This window comes from Methanoculleus sp., from assembly GCF_036677455.1.
In the GTDB taxonomy this organism is placed as follows: domain Archaea; phylum Halobacteriota; class Methanomicrobia; order Methanomicrobiales; family Methanoculleaceae; genus Methanoculleus.
The window spans coordinates 109,029-129,100 of record NZ_JAVBWL010000043.1; the positions used below are offsets into that span (position 1 = coordinate 109,029).

The 20,072-nt window shown below is 63.8% G+C and carries 23 protein-coding genes and 1 pseudogene; 6 read left to right on the top strand and 18 right to left on the bottom strand.

What is annotated here, in order from left to right:
• Positions 1 to 252: 252 nt before the first annotated feature.
• Together V6K60_RS10070 and V6K60_RS10075 are read left to right on the top strand one after the other, a co-directional pair.
• Complete coding sequence (locus tag V6K60_RS10070) at positions 253 to 1,185, top strand: DNA adenine methylase (protein WP_332450390.1); 933 nt, start codon at positions 253 to 255, stop codon at positions 1,183 to 1,185.
• A gap of 63 nt (positions 1,186 to 1,248) precedes the next feature.
• Positions 1,249 to 1,572 (top strand): transposase, encoded by a 324-nt coding sequence (locus tag V6K60_RS10075; RefSeq protein ID WP_332450391.1) that lies wholly within the window; start codon positions 1,249 to 1,251, stop codon positions 1,570 to 1,572.
• A gap of 3 nt (positions 1,573 to 1,575) precedes the next feature.
• On the opposite strand, the gene V6K60_RS10080 is transcribed toward V6K60_RS10075, so the two are convergent.
• From V6K60_RS10080 to cbiT, 8 genes are read right to left on the bottom strand one after another with little or no spacing between them, the layout of a single operon-like run.
• Complete coding sequence (locus V6K60_RS10080; RefSeq protein WP_332450392.1) at positions 1,576 to 2,148, bottom strand: cobalt-precorrin-7 (C(5))-methyltransferase; 573 nt, start codon at positions 2,146 to 2,148, stop codon at positions 1,576 to 1,578.
• Positions 2,145 to 3,158, bottom strand: coding sequence for a cobalt-precorrin-5B (C(1))-methyltransferase (locus tag V6K60_RS10085; RefSeq protein WP_332450458.1), 1,014 nt, complete (start codon positions 3,156 to 3,158; stop codon positions 2,145 to 2,147). The genes V6K60_RS10080 and V6K60_RS10085 overlap by 4 nt, the downstream gene beginning before the upstream one ends.
• Positions 3,139 to 3,819, bottom strand: a complete 681-nt coding sequence (locus V6K60_RS10090) for a precorrin-8X methylmutase (RefSeq protein ID WP_332450393.1) — start codon at positions 3,817 to 3,819, stop codon at positions 3,139 to 3,141. The genes V6K60_RS10085 and V6K60_RS10090 overlap by 20 nt, the downstream gene beginning before the upstream one ends.
• Positions 3,767 to 4,561: a precorrin-3B C(17)-methyltransferase gene (gene cobJ, locus V6K60_RS10095; protein ID WP_332450394.1), complete on the bottom strand. Its 795-nt coding sequence runs from the start codon at positions 4,559 to 4,561 to the stop codon at positions 3,767 to 3,769. Before cobJ ends, V6K60_RS10090 begins: the two co-directional genes overlap by 53 nt.
• A complete protein-coding gene (cbiG, locus tag V6K60_RS10100) occupies positions 4,530 to 5,402 on the bottom strand; it encodes a cobalt-precorrin 5A hydrolase (protein ID WP_332450395.1) in 873 nt (290 codons plus the stop codon). The genes cobJ and cbiG overlap by 32 nt, the downstream gene beginning before the upstream one ends.
• Positions 5,399 to 6,115, bottom strand: a complete 717-nt coding sequence (cobM, locus tag V6K60_RS10105) for a precorrin-4 C(11)-methyltransferase (protein ID WP_332450396.1) — start codon at positions 6,113 to 6,115, stop codon at positions 5,399 to 5,401. The genes cbiG and cobM overlap by 4 nt, the downstream gene beginning before the upstream one ends.
• A complete protein-coding gene (locus V6K60_RS10110; protein WP_332450397.1) occupies positions 6,108 to 6,725 on the bottom strand; it encodes a cobalt-factor II C(20)-methyltransferase in 618 nt (205 codons plus the stop codon). The genes cobM and V6K60_RS10110 overlap by 8 nt, the downstream gene beginning before the upstream one ends.
• A complete protein-coding gene (gene cbiT / locus V6K60_RS10115; RefSeq protein WP_332450398.1) occupies positions 6,716 to 7,246 on the bottom strand; it encodes a precorrin-6Y C5,15-methyltransferase (decarboxylating) subunit CbiT in 531 nt (176 codons plus the stop codon). Before cbiT ends, V6K60_RS10110 begins: the two co-directional genes overlap by 10 nt.
• Positions 7,247 to 7,392: 146 nt before the next feature.
• Between cbiT and V6K60_RS10120 the strand changes: the two are divergent.
• Together V6K60_RS10120 and V6K60_RS10125 are read left to right on the top strand one after the other, a co-directional pair.
• Positions 7,393 to 7,611: pseudogene (locus V6K60_RS10120) on the top strand (4Fe-4S binding protein); the annotation flags it as partial.
• Entirely contained in the window at positions 7,601 to 8,797 is a 1,197-nt protein-coding gene (locus V6K60_RS10125) for an NAD(P)/FAD-dependent oxidoreductase (protein ID WP_332450399.1), read from the top strand. The pseudogene V6K60_RS10120 and the gene V6K60_RS10125, both read left to right, overlap by 11 nt.
• On the opposite strand, the gene V6K60_RS10130 is transcribed toward V6K60_RS10125, so the two are convergent.
• The gene (locus V6K60_RS10130) at positions 8,789 to 9,454 is read right to left on the bottom strand and encodes a potassium channel family protein (RefSeq protein ID WP_332450400.1); all 666 of its coding nucleotides are present in this window, start codon (positions 9,452 to 9,454) and stop codon (positions 8,789 to 8,791) included. The two genes, V6K60_RS10125 and V6K60_RS10130, sit on opposite strands and share 9 nt — an antisense overlap.
• Before the next feature lie 33 nt (positions 9,455 to 9,487).
• On the opposite strand from V6K60_RS10130, the gene rnhB reads away from it, so the two are divergent.
• Complete coding sequence (gene rnhB / locus V6K60_RS10135) at positions 9,488 to 10,141, top strand: ribonuclease HII (RefSeq protein WP_332450401.1); 654 nt, start codon at positions 9,488 to 9,490, stop codon at positions 10,139 to 10,141.
• Positions 10,142 to 10,181: 40 nt separating this feature from the next.
• Positions 10,182 to 11,513, top strand: a complete 1,332-nt coding sequence (locus V6K60_RS10140) for a site-2 protease family protein (protein WP_332450402.1) — start codon at positions 10,182 to 10,184, stop codon at positions 11,511 to 11,513.
• A gap of 302 nt (positions 11,514 to 11,815) precedes the next feature.
• Here the strand turns inward: V6K60_RS10140 and V6K60_RS10145 are convergent, their stop codons facing one another.
• The 9 genes from V6K60_RS10145 to V6K60_RS10185 form a co-directional block, all read right to left on the bottom strand.
• The gene (locus V6K60_RS10145) at positions 11,816 to 12,901 is read right to left on the bottom strand and encodes an SPFH domain-containing protein (protein WP_332450403.1); all 1,086 of its coding nucleotides are present in this window, start codon (positions 12,899 to 12,901) and stop codon (positions 11,816 to 11,818) included.
• A gap of 1 nt (position 12,902) precedes the next feature.
• On the bottom strand, positions 12,903 to 13,361 hold the full coding sequence (locus tag V6K60_RS10150) for an NfeD family protein (RefSeq protein WP_332450404.1): 459 nt from the start codon (positions 13,359 to 13,361) through the stop codon (positions 12,903 to 12,905).
• Positions 13,362 to 13,410: 49 nt separating this feature from the next.
• Complete coding sequence (locus tag V6K60_RS10155; RefSeq protein WP_332450405.1) at positions 13,411 to 14,382, bottom strand: phosphatase PAP2 family protein; 972 nt, start codon at positions 14,380 to 14,382, stop codon at positions 13,411 to 13,413.
• Entirely contained in the window at positions 14,379 to 15,035 is a 657-nt protein-coding gene (locus tag V6K60_RS10160; RefSeq protein ID WP_332450406.1) for a MarC family protein, read from the bottom strand. The genes V6K60_RS10155 and V6K60_RS10160 overlap by 4 nt, the downstream gene beginning before the upstream one ends.
• Positions 15,036 to 15,095: 60 nt before the next feature.
• The gene (locus tag V6K60_RS10165; RefSeq protein ID WP_332450407.1) at positions 15,096 to 16,331 is read right to left on the bottom strand and encodes a hypothetical protein; all 1,236 of its coding nucleotides are present in this window, start codon (positions 16,329 to 16,331) and stop codon (positions 15,096 to 15,098) included.
• A 247-nt stretch (positions 16,332 to 16,578) separates the two neighbouring features.
• On the bottom strand, positions 16,579 to 16,833 hold the full coding sequence (locus V6K60_RS10170; protein WP_332450459.1) for a DUF3303 domain-containing protein: 255 nt from the start codon (positions 16,831 to 16,833) through the stop codon (positions 16,579 to 16,581).
• Positions 16,834 to 16,913: 80 nt separating this feature from the next.
• Positions 16,914 to 18,107: an ABC transporter permease gene (locus V6K60_RS10175; RefSeq protein WP_332450408.1), complete on the bottom strand. Its 1,194-nt coding sequence runs from the start codon at positions 18,105 to 18,107 to the stop codon at positions 16,914 to 16,916.
• A 12-nt stretch (positions 18,108 to 18,119) separates the two neighbouring features.
• On the bottom strand, positions 18,120 to 19,322 hold the full coding sequence (locus V6K60_RS10180; protein WP_332450409.1) for an ABC transporter permease: 1,203 nt from the start codon (positions 19,320 to 19,322) through the stop codon (positions 18,120 to 18,122).
• Entirely contained in the window at positions 19,319 to 19,993 is a 675-nt protein-coding gene (locus tag V6K60_RS10185; RefSeq protein ID WP_332450460.1) for an ABC transporter ATP-binding protein, read from the bottom strand. The genes V6K60_RS10180 and V6K60_RS10185 overlap by 4 nt, the downstream gene beginning before the upstream one ends.
• Positions 19,994 to 20,072 lie beyond the last annotated feature (79 nt).

Sequence of the window (20,072 nt, forward strand, 5' to 3'; positions counted from 1 at the left end):
TCACCCGTCCTTGAGCAGGGCAAGGGCTGTTTCTCCCCGGAATACGCCGCCATCTGAAAAACCGGAGCAGTTCTATCTGCACCTCAACAGGTGTCAACCCGACCGGTATTAACATTACCCTCCTCGCCGGTGCCGGTTGTTCACGGGGGGAACAGGGACTCTTCGGGTCGGAGCAGGCTGAACGGAGAGGCAGGAGATGATTATTCGCTCGCCCAAAACACATTTTTGCCGGCATCGCGAAGTAACTACGGAATGAGACCAACACCCCCGACCAGCGCACGACCGTTCCTCAAGTGGGCGGGCGGAAAGGCGCAGCTGCTCGATGCGTTCGCGAGCAGGGTTCCCCGGGAACTTTGCGAGGGAACCCTGCCGGTCTTCGTCGAGCCGTTCATGGGCGGTGGAGCGGTCTACTTTTACTTCAACAGCATCTTCGGGTTTCGGGAGTGCCACCTCTTCGACATCAACGAGGACCTGGTCCTCGCATACCGTGTGGTGAAGAACGATGTCGAGCGCCTCATCGACTGCCTGCGTGATCTCTCCGACGACTTCCTCCCCCGGGACGACGCGGGACGCAAAGAGTACTATTATGCTACGCGGGATCGGTTCAACCGCACAAAAGAAGGCATCGACTTCAACCGGTACGACGCGGACTGGATAGAACGGGCCGCCCGGTTCATCTTCCTCAACCGGACATGCTATAACGGCCTCTACCGGGTCAACTCCCGCGGCGAGTTCAATGTCCCGTCTGGCAGGTATAAGAATCCAAAGATCCTGCATGAAGACGTGCTCCGGGCCGACGCCGCTCTGCTCCAGAATACAACCATCCACCTGGGCGACTTCACGCTCTCAGAACCGTACATATCAGAAGAAGCCTTTGTCTACTTCGACCCCCCTTACCGGCCGCTGAACCGGACATCCTCGTTCACGCAGTACTCAAGAAACCAGTTTACCGACGAGGATCAGAGGCGTCTTGCCGCATTCTACCGGGGATGCAACACGAGAGGCGCGAGGCTTATGCTGAGCAACTCCGACCCGAGGAACACCGACCCGGACGACGGGTTCTTCGACGATCTCTATGCCGGATACCAGATCGACCGGGTTCCGGCGAGGAGAATGATCAACTGCGACGGGATGAGACGCGGCAAAATCCACGAGATCATCGTCACGAACTACGGCACGGTATGACGCAGAAGGAGCAGGCTCCGCCCATCCCAAAACTATAAATTCTCCAAACTCTATGCGAGGTCTATGGCATTCCGGGAGATCGACGACGACCTCTGGGAGATCGTTCAGCGACACCTCCCGCCCCGGAAACCGCACATCGGCAGACCCCGCCGGGACCCCCGGCACCTCTTCAACGGGATCCTGTATGTCCTCACCACCGGGTGCGCCTGGAGCGATGTGCCGGCGGAGTACGGGACGAAGTCGACGGTGCACCGCTACCACCTCGAACTCTGCGAACGGGGAATATACCAGGCGATCTTCCTCGACCTCCTCCGGTCGGGCTATGAGTTCAGGAAGGAGGAGCCGGGCCGGTGCGCTGTGGGAGATCTGCAGTCTCCCGCGCTGTAACCCCTAAAACTCCCCCGCCACCACGACAAAGAGATCTCCCCGGGGGGCCGGGGGTTTTGCCGCTGTCCCGACGACGATCCGCTCTGTCGGGTAGCCGAGGTCCTCGCAGACGGCAAGCCGGGTCTCCGGCGGGAGGGCGGCCGCGAGCGCCTCGACCGAGAAGGCCGGGTCGGCGATGAGGAAGACCACCCTGCCCCGGAGGACCTCATCGCAGGCTTCGGCGATCGACCGGGCATGGTCCTTTCCGTGGGCCGAGACGGCCGCCGCCTTCGTCAGCGGGACCTTCAGGCGGGCGAAGGCGACCTGGAGGGAGGATATCCCCGGGACCACATCGCCGGGGAGGTAGCCCAGGCCCGCAAGCATCGGGTCCCCCGTCGAGAGGACGACGGCATGGTCCGGGAGGAGTCGGAGGCCCCGGTAATCCGCAATCTCGTGGACCTCGCACCCCGGGGTGATGGCCTCCCCGGCAAGCGCGATCGCCCGGTCCGAGCCGTAGATGAGCGACGCGCCCGCGATAACACGCGCCGCCTCCGCGGTCAGCATCCCCGGGCCACAGCCCACGCCGACGATCTTCACGGCGACTCCCCGATGACCCGGCCGTCGCGGTCGACGATCACCACCCGGACGCGGGGGTGGCGGGTCCGGAACGCGGCAAGCTCCCGGCGGACGGCCTCCTCCCAGAGCGGGGTCGTCGAGAGTTCCTCAACCGTCGCATACCCGGTCCCCTCGAGCACGTCCGGGTTGATGAACTTCAGGATCAGGCCGGGAAGCCCGCAGATAACAGTATCGTCGCCCGCGACGCGGAGCGCTTCTGCGAGGTTGTTCCCGACCAGGATCGCCTCCCGCTCGGGGAAGAGGAGCCGGGAGTAACGCAAGCCAAGCCGGCCGGTCGTCAGCACGACGCCGCCGGGAGCCCGGTCGATGCGGTCGAGCACCCCCTCTTCCATGTGATCGTCCCAGGGCTCTACGAATCCGGTCGTCCCGAGGACCGATATCCCGGCGTGCACCCCGACCTTCGGGTTCAGGGTCTTCCTGGCCACCTCCGCCCCCCGGGGGATCGTGAGGATGACCGTTGTCCCGGAGAGGTCCGCCTCCTCCACCGCCTCGTCGATCGAGCGCCGGATGCAGTCGAGCGCCGGGGCGCTGATCGCCGGCGTCCCCTGCAGGTGGCGGTGCGTGTCGCGGGAGAAACTCCCAACACCCTCGCCGGGGACGAACTGGACACCCCCCGAGAGGGAAGGGACCGCCATCGCAGCGAACTCGAGCCCGGCGGTCACGTCCGACGGGTAGTCCCCGGCGTCCTTCCAGCACGACGCCCGCCCCTGGTAGGCGTCCACCGGGATCCTGACCGTGATCCCGCAGGGGAGGGTGATCCCCACCTCCGTCACCTCACCCCCGGAAAGCGAGAGGACCGCCGCCTTGCAGGCCGCGGCCGCGGTCGTCCCGGTAGTGAACCCCCGGCGGAGGACGGTTCCCGACGCAGTCAGGACCACTAAGCCCCGCTCGACGTCGGGAAGGAGGTCGGGGGAGCGGCAGGCCGCAACCCACGCATCGGGGTACTCAAAATCAGTAACCGGGTCCCGCATGACCTGCACGCTCGGCGAGGATCGTCACGATCTCATTCATCGCCGCCACCGCAACCGGTGTGCCGCCGCGGGTCCCGGCATTCGAGACCGACGGCACGTCGAGGCTACGAAGAACCTCTTTGGACTCCGCCGCGTTCACGAACCCCACCGGGGTCCCGATGACCAGCGCCGGCCGGACCCCTTCACGGACCATATCGCAGACGACCAGGAGCGCCGATGGGGCGTTCCCGATCACCACGATCGCATCCTCCATCCGGTCGCGCAGGGCAAAGAACCCCGCGGACGTCCGGGTGATCCCTCGATCCCGGGCGATATCCGCCCCGTAATCGAGGGCGCAGAGGACCTCGCTTCCATGGCCGCGTTTCAGGATGCCGGTCTGCACCATCCGGATATCGGTGATGATCGGTGCCCGCCGCCCGAGTGCGGAGACACCCGCCTCCACCGGGTCGCCGGCAAACCGCATCAGGTCGGCCATCGCAAAGTCGCCGACCGCTATCGAACATCGCTGCCGGATCCGGTCCTCGAGCGTGGCGTTCCCCACCCGTTCCCGGGCCAGGTTCCGGCTCGTGCTCGCTATCGCGTAGGCCTCCGGGGTGACCGCCGCAAGGTCAGTATACGTACTTCCGGTGGTATCCCCGGGGCGTGATGATTCCTCTCTCATCTGTCTCACTCCTCCAGATCCTCGTCTCTTCTCCGCCGACAAAGACGATCGAGTGCATGTCCACAAAGGCGAAGTGGTCTTCAAACTCACCAAGCGTCGTTATCAACCGCTCCTCACCCTCACGGTAGGCGTTCCTGACGACACCCACCGGGGTCTCGTCCGGGAGGTGGCGGCGGGCGATAGTGACCGCTGCATCAAGGTTGTGCGGCCTCCCCCGGGACCGGGGGTTGTAGAGGACGACCGGCACCTGCATCTGGAACGCGAGGTCGAGCCTTCGCTCGATCTCCTCCCAGGGCGTCAGGAGGTCGGAGAGGCTCATCGTGACGTAGTCGCCCGAGAGCGGCGAGCCAAGGAGCGCCGCCGCCGAGACCGCAGCCGTGATCCCGGGGATGACCTCGACGGGGACCACGGCGCCCGAGCGTTCGGCAACCTCGAGCACGATACTCGCCATCCCGTAGACCCCGGCATCCCCGCCGCTCACCATCGCGACGACACGGTCCTCTGCGAGGTCGAGCGCCCTCTTCGCCCGGTCGACCTCCCGGCCCATACTGCTCCGGACAACCTCTTTCCCGGCGAGCATCGGCTCGACCAGATCAAGATAAAACCCATTGCCGATGACGCAGTCGGCCTCGCCGAGGGCTTTTAACGCCCGGGGCGTCATCTGCTGCAGGTTGCCGGGACCGGTCCCGATGATATACAGTCTTCCTCTCTTATCGTGCGATTGCAACGGTAACACTCCCATACGTCTGCTTGGCAAGAATCAGAACTTTGCGCTTCGAGGCCGCGAGGGCCGAGGGCTCCGCGACCCCGGCAAGCCCTATCAGGGAGGCCCGCGAGGGGGAAGGGGCCTCCTGTGCATTCAACGTTTCGTCGTCCAGGAAGACAAGGTTACCGCCGAGGTCGGCAACAGCCCGGAGGAGGCCTTCCTCCCCGCGCTTCTGTGCGGTCGTTGCATAGACGAGGACCTCGCCCTCGACGATCCCGGCCTTCCCGAGCGCCTGCCGGACGGCGCCTGCCACCTCAGCCACCCCGACACCCTTCCGGCACCCGACACCGACGGCATACTCCCCCTTCCTGACGAGGAGGGCGACTCCCGGGCCCGCGACGACGATCCCGGGGCCGGTGACGGAATAAAGGGGGATGTCGGCGTCCAGAACCGCGGCGTTCACCGCACGGGTGGAGTCGCGGTTCACGACCTCGCACCCGGACCGGGCGGCGAATCCCTCGACCGACTCACGGCCGCGGGTCTCGGTCGCGGTCGTGATCACCGGCGTGATCCCGAGGGCGGCAAGGTCCCGGGCAAGGTCGTTTGCGCCATGATGCCCTCCGACGACCGGGACTGCGTAGCGTAGGTCCGGGCCGACCACCACCACCGCCGGGTCCCGCCACTTGTCGGTGAGCAGGGGAGCGATACCCCGGACGGCGATCCCGGCCGACATCAGGGCGACGATCCGGGAGTGGCCGGAAAATGCTCTCCGAAAGGCATCCGGGCCGTAGGTGATCACCTCGGCGCCGAGTGCGTCGGCGATCCGCTGGGCATCGGGGAAGAACCGCTCGAGCGCGACAACAACGGTCCCGGTCATGAGTAGAGGACCGACCTCCCGAACCCCGACGTCGCCGGATCGACCACTTTCCCCAGGATGATCAGCGCCGTCCGCTCGATCCCGGCTGCCCGGGCTTTTGCCGCGATATCGGCCACCGTTCCCCGGACAACCTTCTGGTCGGGCCAGGAGGCGTGGTAGACGACCGCCGCCGGAGTCTCCGGGGGGCACTCCACCCGGGCGAGGACCTCTTCCATCCGCTCGGTCCCGAGGAAGACCACCATCGTCTGGCCGAGACGGGAGAACTCGGCGATCTGGTCCGCTTCAAGCGTCGCCCCCGCCGGGCGGGTGACGATCAGGCTCTCGGAGACGTCGCGGAGCGTGAACTGGGTCTTCAATGCCGCCGCGGCCGCAAAGAGCGACGAGACGCCGGGGACGATCTCGGCCTCGATCCCGCGCCGCGAGAACTCCGCCATCTGCTCGACGATCGCGCCGTAGAGTGCCGGATCGCCGGAGTGGAGCCGGACGACAAGTTTTCCTGCCCGGACATGTTCCTCGACGGCATCGACGATCTCGTCAAGCGTCATCCCCCAGCTGTCAAGTCTCACGTCCGCGCCGGACTCCGCGATGAGCGCCGGGTTCACGAGCGAGCCCGCGTAGATGAGGACGTCCGCCCGCCGGAGGAGGTCCATCCCCCGAACCGTGATGAGGTCGGGCGCCCCTGGCCCCGCACCCACGATGTAGACCTTATGCATGCGACCGCCTCGCAAAGAGGATCGAGAAGTAATCGCTCTCCTCGGGGAGGTCGTCCCCCCGGTAGATCCGCTGCTCAGGCATGAACATCCGCTCCACGAGGACGAACTCTGAGTAGCCCTCGCCCGAGAGGGAGGCCGCGAGCGCCGCAGGCTTCCTCACCTTCATGAAGATCCGGGACTCAGGGCCGTTCCCGTCCGAGACCAGGAACCCGCCGGCCACCGGGACGTTTGCCACGGAGGCGAACGCGGTGATGGAGCTGATCCCCGGCTCGGTCGCAAACGAGACATCCGGGTAGCGTCCGGCGATCACCTCGCAGAGCCGGGAGAAGGTCGAGTAGAAGTTCGGGTCACCGATGATCCCGAAGACCACCAGCCCGTCTTTTGCCTGTGGTGCAATCCTGTCGGCGTTCTCTTCGAGGCACTCCCGGATGTAGGCTTCGTCGCTCGTCATCGGGAATTTGAGGATGACGGCATCGGGGCGGTAGCGCCGGACCAGATCATAGGCGAGGTTGCCGGGGACGAATACTGCCGCAGCTTCGCCAAGGAGCCGGACCGCACGGAGGGTCAGGAGTTCCGGGTCGCCGGGGCCGAGCCCCACCCCTACGAGCATCCGGCACCCCCGACGATGATGTAGACGGGATTTACTGGCTTGAACATCGTCCCGCCGGCGATATCGGCGGACCGGGAGACCTGGAGATGGACGGCCTCCACGAATATCCCGAGGCGTTGCATGGTCGCTACCGCCGAGTGAAGCGTCTCGATCATCACCGCGTTCACGACGATCCTGCCCTGCACCGTCCCGGCGAGGAGGTCGAGGACCTCCGGCAGGCGACGGGACCCCCCGACGAAAGCAGCGTCGAGCGGCCCCAGGTCAGGGAGGATCTCCACCGCATCGCCCTCGAAGAACTCGACGTTTGAGACCCCGGCGGCAGCCGCCTGAGCCCGGGCATAGGCGATGGCCTCTGCCCTCCTGTCGATTGCGTAGACGCGTTCAGCGAGCCTCGATGCAGCGATGGCGACCTTCCCGGTCCCGCACCCGACATCCACCACCCGGTCGCCCGGGCGGATGCCGAGTTTCGCGAGCGAGACAGCCATGACTTCGTCCTGCGTAGGTCCACCTTTCAGTCCCATAGCATTCATCAGTTCCCAGATAAATTTGTGCTAACTCCTATTAAATAGCCCAGTGGATGACCCGGCCTCCGGCCCCCCTCGACTCGCAGTGACATCCTGTCGATCCCCTATCCGGCCGGAGATACCGGGGCGTCCCCGGAAGCGAAGAACATAAAGGTTTTTGCGATCACAACAACAACGATAGTACAATGCTCAGGATAAATCGAGACAAGTGCGGCTACTGTGGCACCTGCGTCGCAGTCTGCCCCGAGGACGCGCTCGAACTGATCGACGCCTATCTCAGCCTTGAGCGGGAGTGCATCGCCTGCGGTATCTGCGCACGGGCGTGCCCGCTCGGAGCACTGGAGGTCGTCCATGAAGAGTAACTACGATGTGCTCGTCGTCGGAGGAGGCCCCGCCGGGGCTCTTGCCGCGAAAACGGCGGCCGAGGCAGGAAACTCGGTCTGCCTCATCGAGAAGCGTGCCGCAATCGGCACGCCGGTCCGGTGCGCAGAGGGGATCGGCAAGGAACTCCTGAAAGAGTACATCAGACCCGACCCCCGCTGGATCTCCGCCGATATCGAGCGTGCCCGGATCATCGTCCCGAACGGCACCGCCATCAGCCTCGACCAGGACCGGGCAGGAAACGAGGTCGGCTACGTCCTCGACCGAAAGGTCTTTGACCGGGAGCTCGTCTGGCAGGCTGCTGAGGCCGGGGCGGACGTCTTCGTCAAGACCCGGGCGACCGGGCCGATCATGGAGAACGGAGCGGTCCGGGGCGCAAAGGTGATCTCAACCGGGACACCGGCCGAGATCCGGGCCGAGGTGGTCCTCGCCGCCGACGGCACCGAGGCGCAGTTCGCCCGCCGGGCCGGGCTCGACACCACCGTCCCCCTCCGGGAGATGATGAGCTGCGCCCAGTACCTGATGACCGATATCGATATTGAGGCGGGCTCGACGGACTTCTACCTGGGCAACGAGATCGCGCCCGAAGGCTACCTCTGGGTCTTCCCGAAGGGCGACCGGACGGCAAACGTCGGGATCGGCATCACCGGACGCAAAAGTAAGGACGGATCCCGGGCAAAGGACTACCTGGACCGGTTCGTCGCGAAGAACTTCCCGAACGGGAAGACGATCGAGGCGATAGTGGGCGGTGTCCCGGTCTGCCGACCGCTCCCCTGCACGGTCGCGGACGGCCTCATGGTCATCGGCGATGCTGCGCGGGTCGTCGATCCGATCACCGGCGGCGGGATCGGGAACGCTCTCTACACCGGACGGCTCGCCGCTCAGGTGGCATCAACGTGCATCGAGGCGGGCAACTGCTCGAAGGAGGCGCTGATGCCCTACGATACAGAGTGGCGGGTATCCCGGATGGGCAAGGGCATCGAGCGGAACTACAAGGTCAAGGAGTACTTCATCACCCTCGACGATGCGAAACTCAACACCCTCGCGGACTCGATCGCGAGCATCAGTTTCAGTGAGTTCTCGGTCTCGGCGCTCATCAAGGAACTGATCAAGCGGAACCCGAAGTTGCTCTTCGAGCTCAAAGCGCTCAAGGACACCCTAGCCTGACCGTATCAACTGTCGGTTGAGGGTCTTTATCGTCTCCGCCTCCGCCTCTTTTTTTGTAAAGACCGTGATGACGTCCCCGGGCCGGATACGGACAGTGCCGCTCGGGATGATGAGGTCGCCTCCGGCGCGCCGGATGGCGATGAAGACAAAGTCCCGGACCTCGAGGTCCCGGATCTCGTGATCGACGATGGGCGCGCCCTCCTCAGCGACGATCTCGAAGATGGTCCCGCCGGGGATCGAGGCAACCTGCTGGAGGTTCGGGCTCTTCGCCCAGTAATAGAGCCGGGTCGCCACCAGCTCGTCGGGGTTCTCGCTGATCCGGACGCCGACCTCGTTGAAGAGGTCGGAGTGTTCCTTCTGGTTGACGATCGAGACGACGTTTCTGACGTTGTAGCGTTTGGCGAGCCAGCAGGTCATCAGGTTCACGGCATCGTCGCTCGTGGTAGCAACCAGGGCGTCGGCCCGGTCGATCCCGGCATCCTGCAACACGGCCTTGTCGGTTGCGTTTCCCGTGATGGCGAGGACGTCGTAGTGCTCCAGGATATCGCTTGCACGCTCCTCGTCTTGATCGATCACCACCACGGAGTCACCTGCGTTCACGGCGATCGCAGTCAGGTTCCGGCCGATTCCGCCCAGGCCAACAATGATGGTGTACATCCATCTGGATTCAACCGTCGGCATTGAAATACCTTGCGAAGCAACCAGAAGAGCGTGATCTGTGGAGTGGATGAAGCGGGGAAAGGCTCGGTCCTCGGCCCGATGGTGGTCGCCGCCGTCGGGTGCCGGGCTATCGAAGACCTTGCGGCCCTCCCCATCCGGGACTCGAAAGTCCTCCGGCCGAAGCAACGCGAGGCGCTCTACGAGGTTCTCTTCCGAGACTTCTCGATAGCGGTCGTCACCATCGATGCCGCTGAGATCGATGATTGCCGCACCCGGATGAGCATGAACGAGTGCGTAGCCGAACTCCACGCCGAGGCGCTCACGGGGCTTCGCCCGGAATCGGCCTACCTCGACGCCTGCGACGTGAACGCCGAGCGCTACGGCCGGACGGTCGCGGGCTATCTCGACTTCCCCTGTGAGATCGTTGCAGAGCACCGTGCGGATGCTCGCTACAAGATCGTCGGTGCGGCGAGCGTCGTCGCGAAGGTCACCCGGGACCGGGCGATCCAGGAACTTGCAGAGCAGTACGGGAAGGTCGGAAGCGGCTATCCCTCCGATGCCGTGACGATCGGGTTCCTCCGGGACTACATCCGGGAGCACGGGAGCCCACCGCCCTGTGCCCGCCGGAGCTGGAAGACGGTGACGAACCTCTACCAGAAGACGATGCAGGACTTCTTCTCCTGACCCGGAAGAATTTATGCCTCACGCGCGCCAACTCTGAGTGATGAGCTGGCTCCAGATACTCCTTCTTCTCGTCGCGGCATACCTTCTGATAGTCTACTACATCCGCGACCGGGGGCTGTTTCGCGATCACCTCATGTTCTTCGGCCCCATCCTCGGCATCAAGACAGAACGGGTCGGCTTCTTCGATTGGTTCCAGAAGTTCCGGCGTCCGCTTCGGGCTTACGCGACGCTCGGCGTCTTGATGGTCGTGGTGGTCTCGGCCTTCATGACGCTCGCTCTGGTCCTCGCGGTCCCCCAATACCTGGTGCACACCCCGGAACCGACCGGGATCTACGACCCGCGAAACATGCTCGCCATACCCGGGGTCAATCAGGCGATACCGATCACCGCGGCCGTCATCCTCGGCCTCGTGCTCACGATGGTAGTCCACGAGTTCGGGCACGCGATCCTCGCCCGGGTCGAGGATATGCGGGTGAAGAGCATGGGTCTCCTCATCGCGGTCATCCCGATAGGAGCGTTCGTCGAGCCCGACGAGGAAGATGTCGAAGCAGCGAAGGGGATGCCGAAGATCCGGATGTTCGGCGCCGGGATCACGAACAACATCGTCATCGGCCTCGCCTGTTTTGCGGTGATGTTCCTCTTCATCGGAATGGCGACTCCGCTCCCCACACCGCTCGTCCAGGGGGTCTACCAAGACTACCCGGCGGCCGAGGCGGGGCTCCCCGGCTACTCGGTCATCACGGAGATCAACGGCATCCCGGTGACGAGCCAGGAGGAGATCTCAGCGATCATGGACGGGACGCGGCCGGGCGAGACAGTCACGGTGACGGCCACAAGGGACGGGGTCGAGAGCACCTATACCCTCATCCTGGACGAATGGCCGGAGGTGCTCGATGGTGACCGGAACTCAGGGTTCATGGGGGTCTACTACTACAACGCACCCGCAGTGAAGGAGCACATCGGGAACGTCGCGAATCTAGGGTTACTTGCCCCGCTCTACCTGACGATAGCCCCGATCGACGCCTTCATCCAGGGCAACACCCAGCAGCTCGCGATCCTCCTCTCCGACACCCCCGAGCAGATAGCCTGGGAAGAACCGTTCCCCTTCTTCTGGGGCACGGTCCACCTCCTCTTCTGGACGGGGTGGTTCAACCTGCTGGTCGGGATGTTCAACGCCATCCCGATCGTCCCGCTCGACGGCGGCTATATCATGAAAGAAGGGGTGGAACGGTTCTTCGAGCGGCTGGGCCTGTCCCGCTACGCGCATCGGGTCGTCGCATCGATCAGCGGGTTTGTGACGGTGATGCTGATCCTCCTCATCACGATGCCGATGATCGTCGCGGCGGTGCGGTTCGTGATGACGATTGGTTAAGGTTCGTGCGGGCTCCGGCCCGGAACCTGCACGATCCTCCCCATACTTCTTTTCACGGCACCCGCGGGAGACAGCGACGGGTTCTCCCCGGACTACCAGACCCGGACGCGCCATGCCATGTTGACAACGGCTATGCCGTCTTCCTTCAGGTAGTATGCCTTCGAGCCCTCGCGAAGAGATAGACTCCACGTGCGTACGCATATCCGGAGACAGCAGGCCAAAAAAAAGGGTTCGTTGAACCAGGAGAACGAGCGGCCCTGATCCCGTGGTGAAAGGGGGTGGGACCAGTCCGCAGGAGAGACCTACTCCTCTCCCATCTCGGCTTTCAGGTCCCGCGCCTTCTTCTGTATCTCCGCGTCAATGTTGGTATCAATGCTCCTTGCCGCCTCTTCCGCGGCCCGGAGCGTCTCGGGGCCCGGGATCTCCCCGAGGATATCCTCTGACGGCAGTTCCACGCCTTCGGGGACGTCCGGGGATTCGGCCGTAGCACCGAGGTACTCGGCGGCCTGCTTGACAAGGCTCGATAACTCGAACGGGAAGATGATCTTCGTCGCCTGGCCGTCGGCCATCTTCTTCAAGGCATCGAGCGAGAGGACCGTGATCGCCCGCCGGTCCAGCGGCCGGGTGCCGACCGAGAGGATGCGCAACCCCTGCGCCTCGCCCTGTGCCTGCAGGATCCGGGAGAGCCGTTCGCCCTCGGCCCGCAGGATCTTGCTCTGCCGTTCGCCTTCGGCCTGGAGGATGATGCTCTGCCGGTTCCCCTCCGCCATGAGGATCGCGGCACGCTTCTCACCGTCTGCACGGAGGATCGCGGCACGCCGCTCCCGCTCGGCAGCGGTCTGCTCGGTCATCGCCTGCTTGACCGTGTTGGCCGGATCGACCTCCTTGATCTCCACCCGCTCGACCTTCACGCCCCAGGCGTCGGTCTCCCGGTCCAGGATATCCCGGAGACGGGTGTTGATGATGTCCCGATTGTAGAGGATCTCATCGAGCTCCATGTCGCCGATGATCCCGCGCAGGCTCGTCTGCGCCAACGCCACCGTCGCCGTCCGGTAGTTCATCACCTCAAAGTAGGCCTTCTCGGGGTCGATCACCCGGACATAGACGATCGCGTCCACGTTCGTCGGGGAGTTGTCCTTCGTGATCACCTCCTGCCGCGGGACGTCCATCACCTCGGTCCGGAGGTCGAGTTTCTTGACCACCGTGATCAGCGGGACCACCCACCGGAACCCGGGATTCATCCTCCCGATGTATCGCCCCAGACGGATCTGGAGGCCCTGTTCGTACGGCTGGACGATCACCACGCCGCGGGCGAAGATGATGATGATGACGATGATGAGAAAGACCGTGATGAACCCGGTCCACGGAAACTCTCCAGTAAGAAGCATACTACACAACCTCCTTCACAACAACATGCACTCCCTCGGAGTGAACGACAATAACCCTTCGTCCGACCGGGATGCTCCCGGACTCAGAACGGGCGCTCCATTCCATGCTCCCCAGCCGCACCTTCCCCGCAAGCGTCTCCGGATTTACCGGCACGACAACCGTCCCCTCGAGGCCGACGAGCGAATCCCGGGAGAGCGTCCTCGGCGGCTCTTTCCCGGGCGTCAAGCGGCTGTAGAGCCATACGGTGACTGAAGCCGCCGCGATTGCCACCAGAACTCCTACGATGAGGCCGGTTGGAGAGCTGAGGATATCGACGCCGAGGAGGAGGAGGATTCCGAGGATGATCAGGACCGTTGCCGGGACGGCGATGAAATACCCGGGCTGGTAGACCTCGATCAGGAGCAGCACCGCTCCGATCACGATCAGCACCCAGCCGAGGGCGATCCCCTCTGCAAGCATAAAGAGGAATGGACCCGGGCGGGATAAAAGAGTATGGAAACGTTCGCCTTCAGGTACCGCCTGCCAGATTCAAGCGGGCAAAGAGCATCGGGGCGCCGAACGAGACCCAGACACCGGCGGCGGCGGCCCGGAGGTACAGGAGGAGGTAGACAACCCAGGCGGGATCCTGCGGGATGAGGAGGCCGAGCCCGAACCAGATCACGCCTGTCACGACGATCCCGATGGCGTAGCGGAAGAGGCGGACGGATCCCTTCATGACGGCGCACATGCTCCCACGGTGATGCTCTGCGGCGGCGCCGGCGGCAAACCCGAAGAAGAGCCCTGACGCCGTGACGGCATCCCGGAGGGAGAGCGGATGGATCGGTTCGCCGGACCGCTCGAGCGCCCCCGCCGCCCAGGACGCGGGAACCTGCCAGTCCCCGAGAGAGGCGAGGGCAACAAACGATATCAGCGCCAGGATGAGCGAACCTGCAAACGCGAGGAGCACCTGCCGGGAGAGCCGGAGGGCGGCGACCCTGCGGCCCACCGGTTCCTCCAGGGTGAGAAACCCGATGAGGACGACGAACCCGACCGCCCAGCCCACGATGACGTCCATCGGGAAGTGGACCCCGAGCACCACCCTTGAACCGCCGATCAGAAAGATCAGAGCAATTGCAACGAGAGAGAGCCACCAACGCCTGGCGTCGGCGGCGACCAGTCCCCAGAACGTCATCGCACTCTGGGCGTGGGCCGACGGCAATCCGAACGACGGATGACTCCCGATTGCCCGGACCTCCGGGCTGACCCAGTAGGGGCGGGGGAGGTGGAACGCAACCTTGAGGGCCTCGTTGAGCCCGCCCGAGATTCCCAGGAGGAGCCCGAGACGGAGCCCGAGGCGCGGGTCCCAGCACCAGTAGAGGATCGCGATGACGAGCAGGTAGAACTCAGGCTGCCCGAGGAACGAGAAGACCTGCATCGGGGCGGCGAGCCACGTCGCCCCTGCCTGGAGTGCCTGGATGAGCGCAATCTGGAAGTCGGTCATATCACCCCGGAAAGGTCAAGGTTCGCGAGGAGCTGGGGCATCGCAGCGGCGATCCCGTTGATGATGAACTGGATGGCTATCGCGAGCACAATGATCGCCATCAGTTTCGGGACAACCCGTAACCCTCCTTCCCCGATGAGAGAGAAGATCCAGGGTCCGTAGATCATTCCGACGTAGGAGATGCCGAGGGCCACGATGATCCCGAGGAAGACCGCGAAAAGACCATAAAGGCCTTCCGGCCCCGAAGCGAGCAGGATCACCGTCGTGATCGTCCCCGGTCCGCACGAGAGCGGGAAGGCCAGCGGGACAACGGCGATGTTCTCCAGGTTCGCGGCCGAGTAGGTCTCGCCCTTCGTGCCGAGCATCCCGGTCGCCACGCTGACGAGCAGGATACCGCCGGCGATCTGGAACGCCGGGACGGTGATGTTAAAGATCGTGAAGATCAACTGCCCGGTGAGGGCGAAGAAGGCGAGCACGATGAAGGCTATCTTCATGGAAGAGTTGATGATATGCCGGCATTCGCATCCCTCCATCCCCTTAGTGAGCGCCGTGTAGACGGCAACCGTAGAGGCCGGATTCATGACGGCGACGATCGACGCGATTGCGATCAGGCTAAAACTCAGAAACTCGGCAAGTTGAGCGATCAGGTCCATTCCGGATCACCACGCCTGAAGGTCATGTAAGGAGGTATGCGCCCCGGTAACATAGGTAACTTACGGTTTTTCGGCTGTAGTAGAGGCAACTTTAGATTTTCCCGCCACAGAGGTGGCTTTAGGTTTTTCTGCTACAGTCGCTTCGGGAACGTGAACCGCAGGGAATGCATCAAGGAGCGCCCGCGTCAGTTCCGCCCCGAGCGATGGCTGGACCGACTCGAGCCAGAGGAAGAACCCAGCCATATGAGGCGTCCGCCGGCTCTCGAACTTGAACCCCCCGGTCCTGTTCGGCACCATCTTGAGGTACTCCTTCTTGCTCCGTGTTCGCAGGTAGATGATCGGTCGGTACTCCGGGATGTTCACGGCCAGAATGACCTTCGAGAACTGCTTCTGGATCGTCTCGGGGTCGTAGGTCTTCCCCTTGATCCTGATGGGATAGCGGGCATCAAGCATCCGGATGGCGGAGGGGTAGAGGCCGCCGAAGAGAACTTTCTTCACGATCGGCGGGATCTCGTCCGGGGTGCCGAGTTCCCTGAGGCCTCTACTTGAGGTGACGGCGGCGATGATGCTCTGCAACCGCTCGTCGTGCAGTTTTTTGTAGTCGAACGGACGCCGGGGGGGGATATCGGCTATCGAGATCAGTTTTTCGTGCCGGATCTGCCGGGGCGAGCTTTGTTTGAGGTCACGGGGGCGGATCAGGGCTTTCAAATCCTCGCAGGTGGGGGTGGTGAGGAGGACGTTGTCGGGCTCCTTGAGGAGGCGGCGGACGACAGCCGTCCGGGATATGTCAACCGAGGAGATGAGGAGGAACGGCACGGTCGGCTGACCGTAGAGGTAGCCGAAGAGTTGCTTCTTGTAGTGGATCTCTGCTTCGAACTCTTTTAGGTCGGCGGGAGAGGTGATGATCTCACCGAACGTCAGCGCCCCGGTATGGTCGACGAGCACCATGTCGACCTCGGCAAGGTCCTGGCCGTTTCCCCTGACCTTGATATCCCCGATGTTCGAGTAGAAGAGCCCATTCTGCCCGAGCTGCGCACGCCTGACCCTCGACGGCCCATCGGCCCCCCGGGCCACGACGGAGCGGATGAGGTCGGTCTGAAGCGAGAGGTCAAGGATCATCTCGTAGACGATCGCCTCAAACCACCGCCCTTCGGCGGTACGCATCTCGGGAAGATCCTCGGAGAAGAGTTTTTTTCGATCCGCGGGGCGCAGGTGGCGCAGCGCTCTCATGATGATCGCCCGCGTCGGCTGGAGCGAGCTGAAGTTTTTGTCGAGCCACGTAGTCATCTGTAACATTCGTTCCACACAGCTTTGGGTATTGTTATCGTATTGAGGACCGGATGATGGTCGGAGCACGTTCAGACATGGAAGCTTATCATCCTGCAAGTGCTCATAGAGATTCCGGTCTCCATGGCTATGAAATTACGCATGTATCATCACCGCGACCACCCTCACGGTGGACCTCGTGCAGGGAGCGGCAGCGTTCGAGCCTGCAAGACAGAAAAAAAGGGTAGAGGGGCGGCGCCGTGCAGCGCCCCCCGGATCAGACTGTCTTGATCGCCTCTTCGAGCGGCATCGCCGGCGCGACGTGGGCAACCCCGTAGGAGCTGAACGGCGCGGTGATCTTTAAGATGGAGCGCTCGTCCGGCGCCTCGAAGATGGCAACCGACATGTGCCTTCCGATGATGAGGTAGCGCTGGAGGACATTCACATCCGAGGGGAACTTGAAGTGCTTCCAGAGTTCCAGGACTTGATGGGCGTGCTCCGGTTCGAACTGGTACCACAGTATAAACAACATCGTCTTCACCAGCTCCCCCATACCACCTCGGGTATAAAAACCCTGCACCCGGGGGCGGCCTCCCACCCCCAAGGAGCCCGTCACTCGTAGCGGAGCGCCTCAATGGGGTTTAACCGCGACGCCTTCCACGCCGGGTAGAACCCGGCGATGATGCTGGTCGCCGTCCCGAACGCCATCGCAAAGGCGACGTAGCCGACCACCACGGAAGCAGGGATGCCTGCACCTCCCGATATGGCAAAGTCGGTGAAGAACTCCGCTACCGTTGTGCTGACATAGTAGCCGACCGTCATGCTGACGACTCCACCGATGAGGCTCCCTGCGATCCCGAGGAACAGGCTCTCGTAAAGGAACATAAGGAGCACCTCCCGTCTTCGCGCCCCGATGCTTCGCATCAGCCCGATCTCCGCCGTCCGCTCCGTGACCGATATGATCATGACGTTTAAGATGCTCACGCTGGCGACGAGGAGCGATACCCCGCCGATACCGAGTAGGAAGATGTTCATGGCGTCGAGGGTCTCGTAGTAGAGCTCCAGGATCTCGCGCGAGTCGAGGATGTCCACGACCTCTTTCCGGCGGTTGATCTGCTGGTCGATGGCGGTCTTCACCTCCTCGATTGCGGAGAGGTCGCTCACTTTCACGACGACCAGGCTGTACTCCTGCTCGCCGTGCCGCTCCGTATACCAGTCTTCCGTGACGATGAGGGCATAATCGGGGTTGATGTCGATGCCCATACCTCGCTCTGCCGCGATCCCCACGACCCGGACGCTCTCGCCCCCGACCTCGATCCGGCTTCCCGGGTGGAGGTTGAGTTCGCCGGCAAGGAGCGAGCCCACCATCACGCCCGAAGACCTTCCCCGGGGGTAGAGGCCCGCCTCCCGCTCGAGCAGGAAGGGGATGTCAGCCGCCGGCAGGGCGTACATTGTCACATAACCGCTCGTATCCCGCACCCGCAATCGGTCTGACGTGAGGATCAGGGGAACGACACGGTGCTCTCCCGCGCCCTTCTCTATCAGCCCCAGGTTTCTTTCGGAGATGCGCGCAGCGAGCATGTTCCGGGGGTCGAAGGGGTCTCCGCTCGATGCCGCGAGGTGCGGGGTGACGAGCACGGTGTCGCTCACGTCTGAGACCATCCCGCCGACGAGCGCCGAGAGACTGGCGCCCATGATGCCCAGGGAGGCGATCGCGACGACACCGATGATGATGCCGACCGTTGCGAGAACCGAACGAACTTTGTGCCGTCTGAGGTTCCTGACCGCGAGGTTGATGAAGATCATGCCCTGCCGTCCCTACTTCTGCCTCATTGCATCGATCGGAGCCAGCTCTGAAGCTCTCCACGCCGGGTAGAACCCGGCGGCGATGCTGGTTGCGATGCCGAACGCCATCCCGAAGACGATGTACCCGACCGCGGCGAGGTCGAAGACCGTGAAGTTCTCGCCGAAGGTCGTCCCGACCGTGGCGACCTCGATGAAGACGACGCTGATGAGGTAACCGAAGGCGGTGCTCAAGATGCCGCCGATAACGCTTCCGATGAGCCCGAGGATCGCGGCCTCGTACAGGAACATCCAGAGGATCTCCCGGCGCAACGCTCCGATGCTCCGCATGACGCCGATCTCACGGATGCGCTCGGCCACCGAGATGTACATGACGTTCAAGATGTTGACGGCGGCGATGACAAGGGCAATCCCGCCGATGCCGAGGAGAAAGACCGTGATCTGGTCATAGATCTCCTCATACTGCCCGAGCATCTCGCGCGAGTCGGATACATCGACCACCTCCTCGCGCCGGTTGATCCGGTTCTCGATAGCGTCTTTCACGGCATCGATCGCATCGATGTCGCCGACCTGGACGATGACCAGCGGGTAGGTCTCCTTTGCCCCGAAGTGGCTCTCGTACCAGCCGTCGGGAACGACGATCGCATAATCGGGATTGATGTCAAAGGCAAGCCCGCGCTCCGCAAGCACGCCGGAGACCCGTATGCTCTCCCCCCCGATCGTGAGCCTCGAACCCGGGGATATGCCGTACTCCCGGGCCAGGTGAGTCCCGACGAGCGCTCCCGGCTGGTTCTGCCGCGGGTACTGCCCCTCCACGACTTCGAGCAGGACAGGCATATCCCCCGACGCGAGCCCGATGATCCGGGCATACCCGCTCTCGCCGCGGCCGAACTCCACCTCATCCGCCCCCTGGAGCACCGGGATCGTCCGGTGCGGGTTTACCGCCCGCCGGATCTCCTCGACCTCGCGGGCAGGGATGGCGGCGTCCACCGCCGTCCGCGGGTCTCCGGCAAAGGTCCCGCCGAACGCAGTGTGCGGCGTGATCACGATGGTATCCCCGACGTCGGTGATGATGTTCGCCGCGAGGAGGTTGATGCTGTTCCCCATGATGCCGAGCGAGGCGATTGCGACGACGCCGATGATGATCCCGATTATCGAGAGCGCAGAACGTATCCAGTGCCTCCGGAGGTTCCTTGTTGCGAACGAGAAGAAGATCACACCAGCCTCCCGTCCACGATCCGGATCGTGCGACGGGCGTACGCGGCGACGCTGGGGTCGTGGGTGACCATGACGATCGTCTTGCCCTCCCGGTTCTCCGCCGCCAGGATCTCCATGATCGCGGTCCCGGTCTTTGAGTCCAGGTTCCCGGTCGGCTCGTCGCAGAGGAGGAGATCGGGATCGTTCACGAGCGCCCGGGCTATCGCCACGCGCTGCTGCTCTCCACCCGAGAGCTCCCCCGGCCGGTGAGAGAAGAGGGCGTCGTCGAGGTGCATCATCCGCAGGACCCTGATCGCCCGTTGCCGGCTCTCCTCCCTGCCGGTGGTGAGGAGGATGGGGAACTCGACGTTCTCGACCGCCGAGAGGAGCGGGATGAGGTTGAACTGCTGGAAGATGAACCCGATACGGTCCCGCCGGAGCCCTGTGAGGTCGTCGTCGTTCATCCGGGAGATCTCCTGCCCGGAGAGGTAGATCTTCCCGGAGGTCGGGACGTCGAGACAGCCCATCATGTTCAGGAGCGTCGACTTCCCGGAGCCTGAGGGGCCCATCACCGCGATGAACTCGCCCGGCTCGACGGTGAGGGAGACGTGGTCGAGCGCCACGACGTCACCGGCCGGGAGGCGATAGATCTTGCTGACCTCCTCGAACCGGAGGATAGGCTCGCCACTCATCGCTCTCTTCTCCGGGGGGGCGGCGACCGGGACGAGGTCGGGGTGAACGGTCTTCACACAGGAGAATAGATATGAGCTC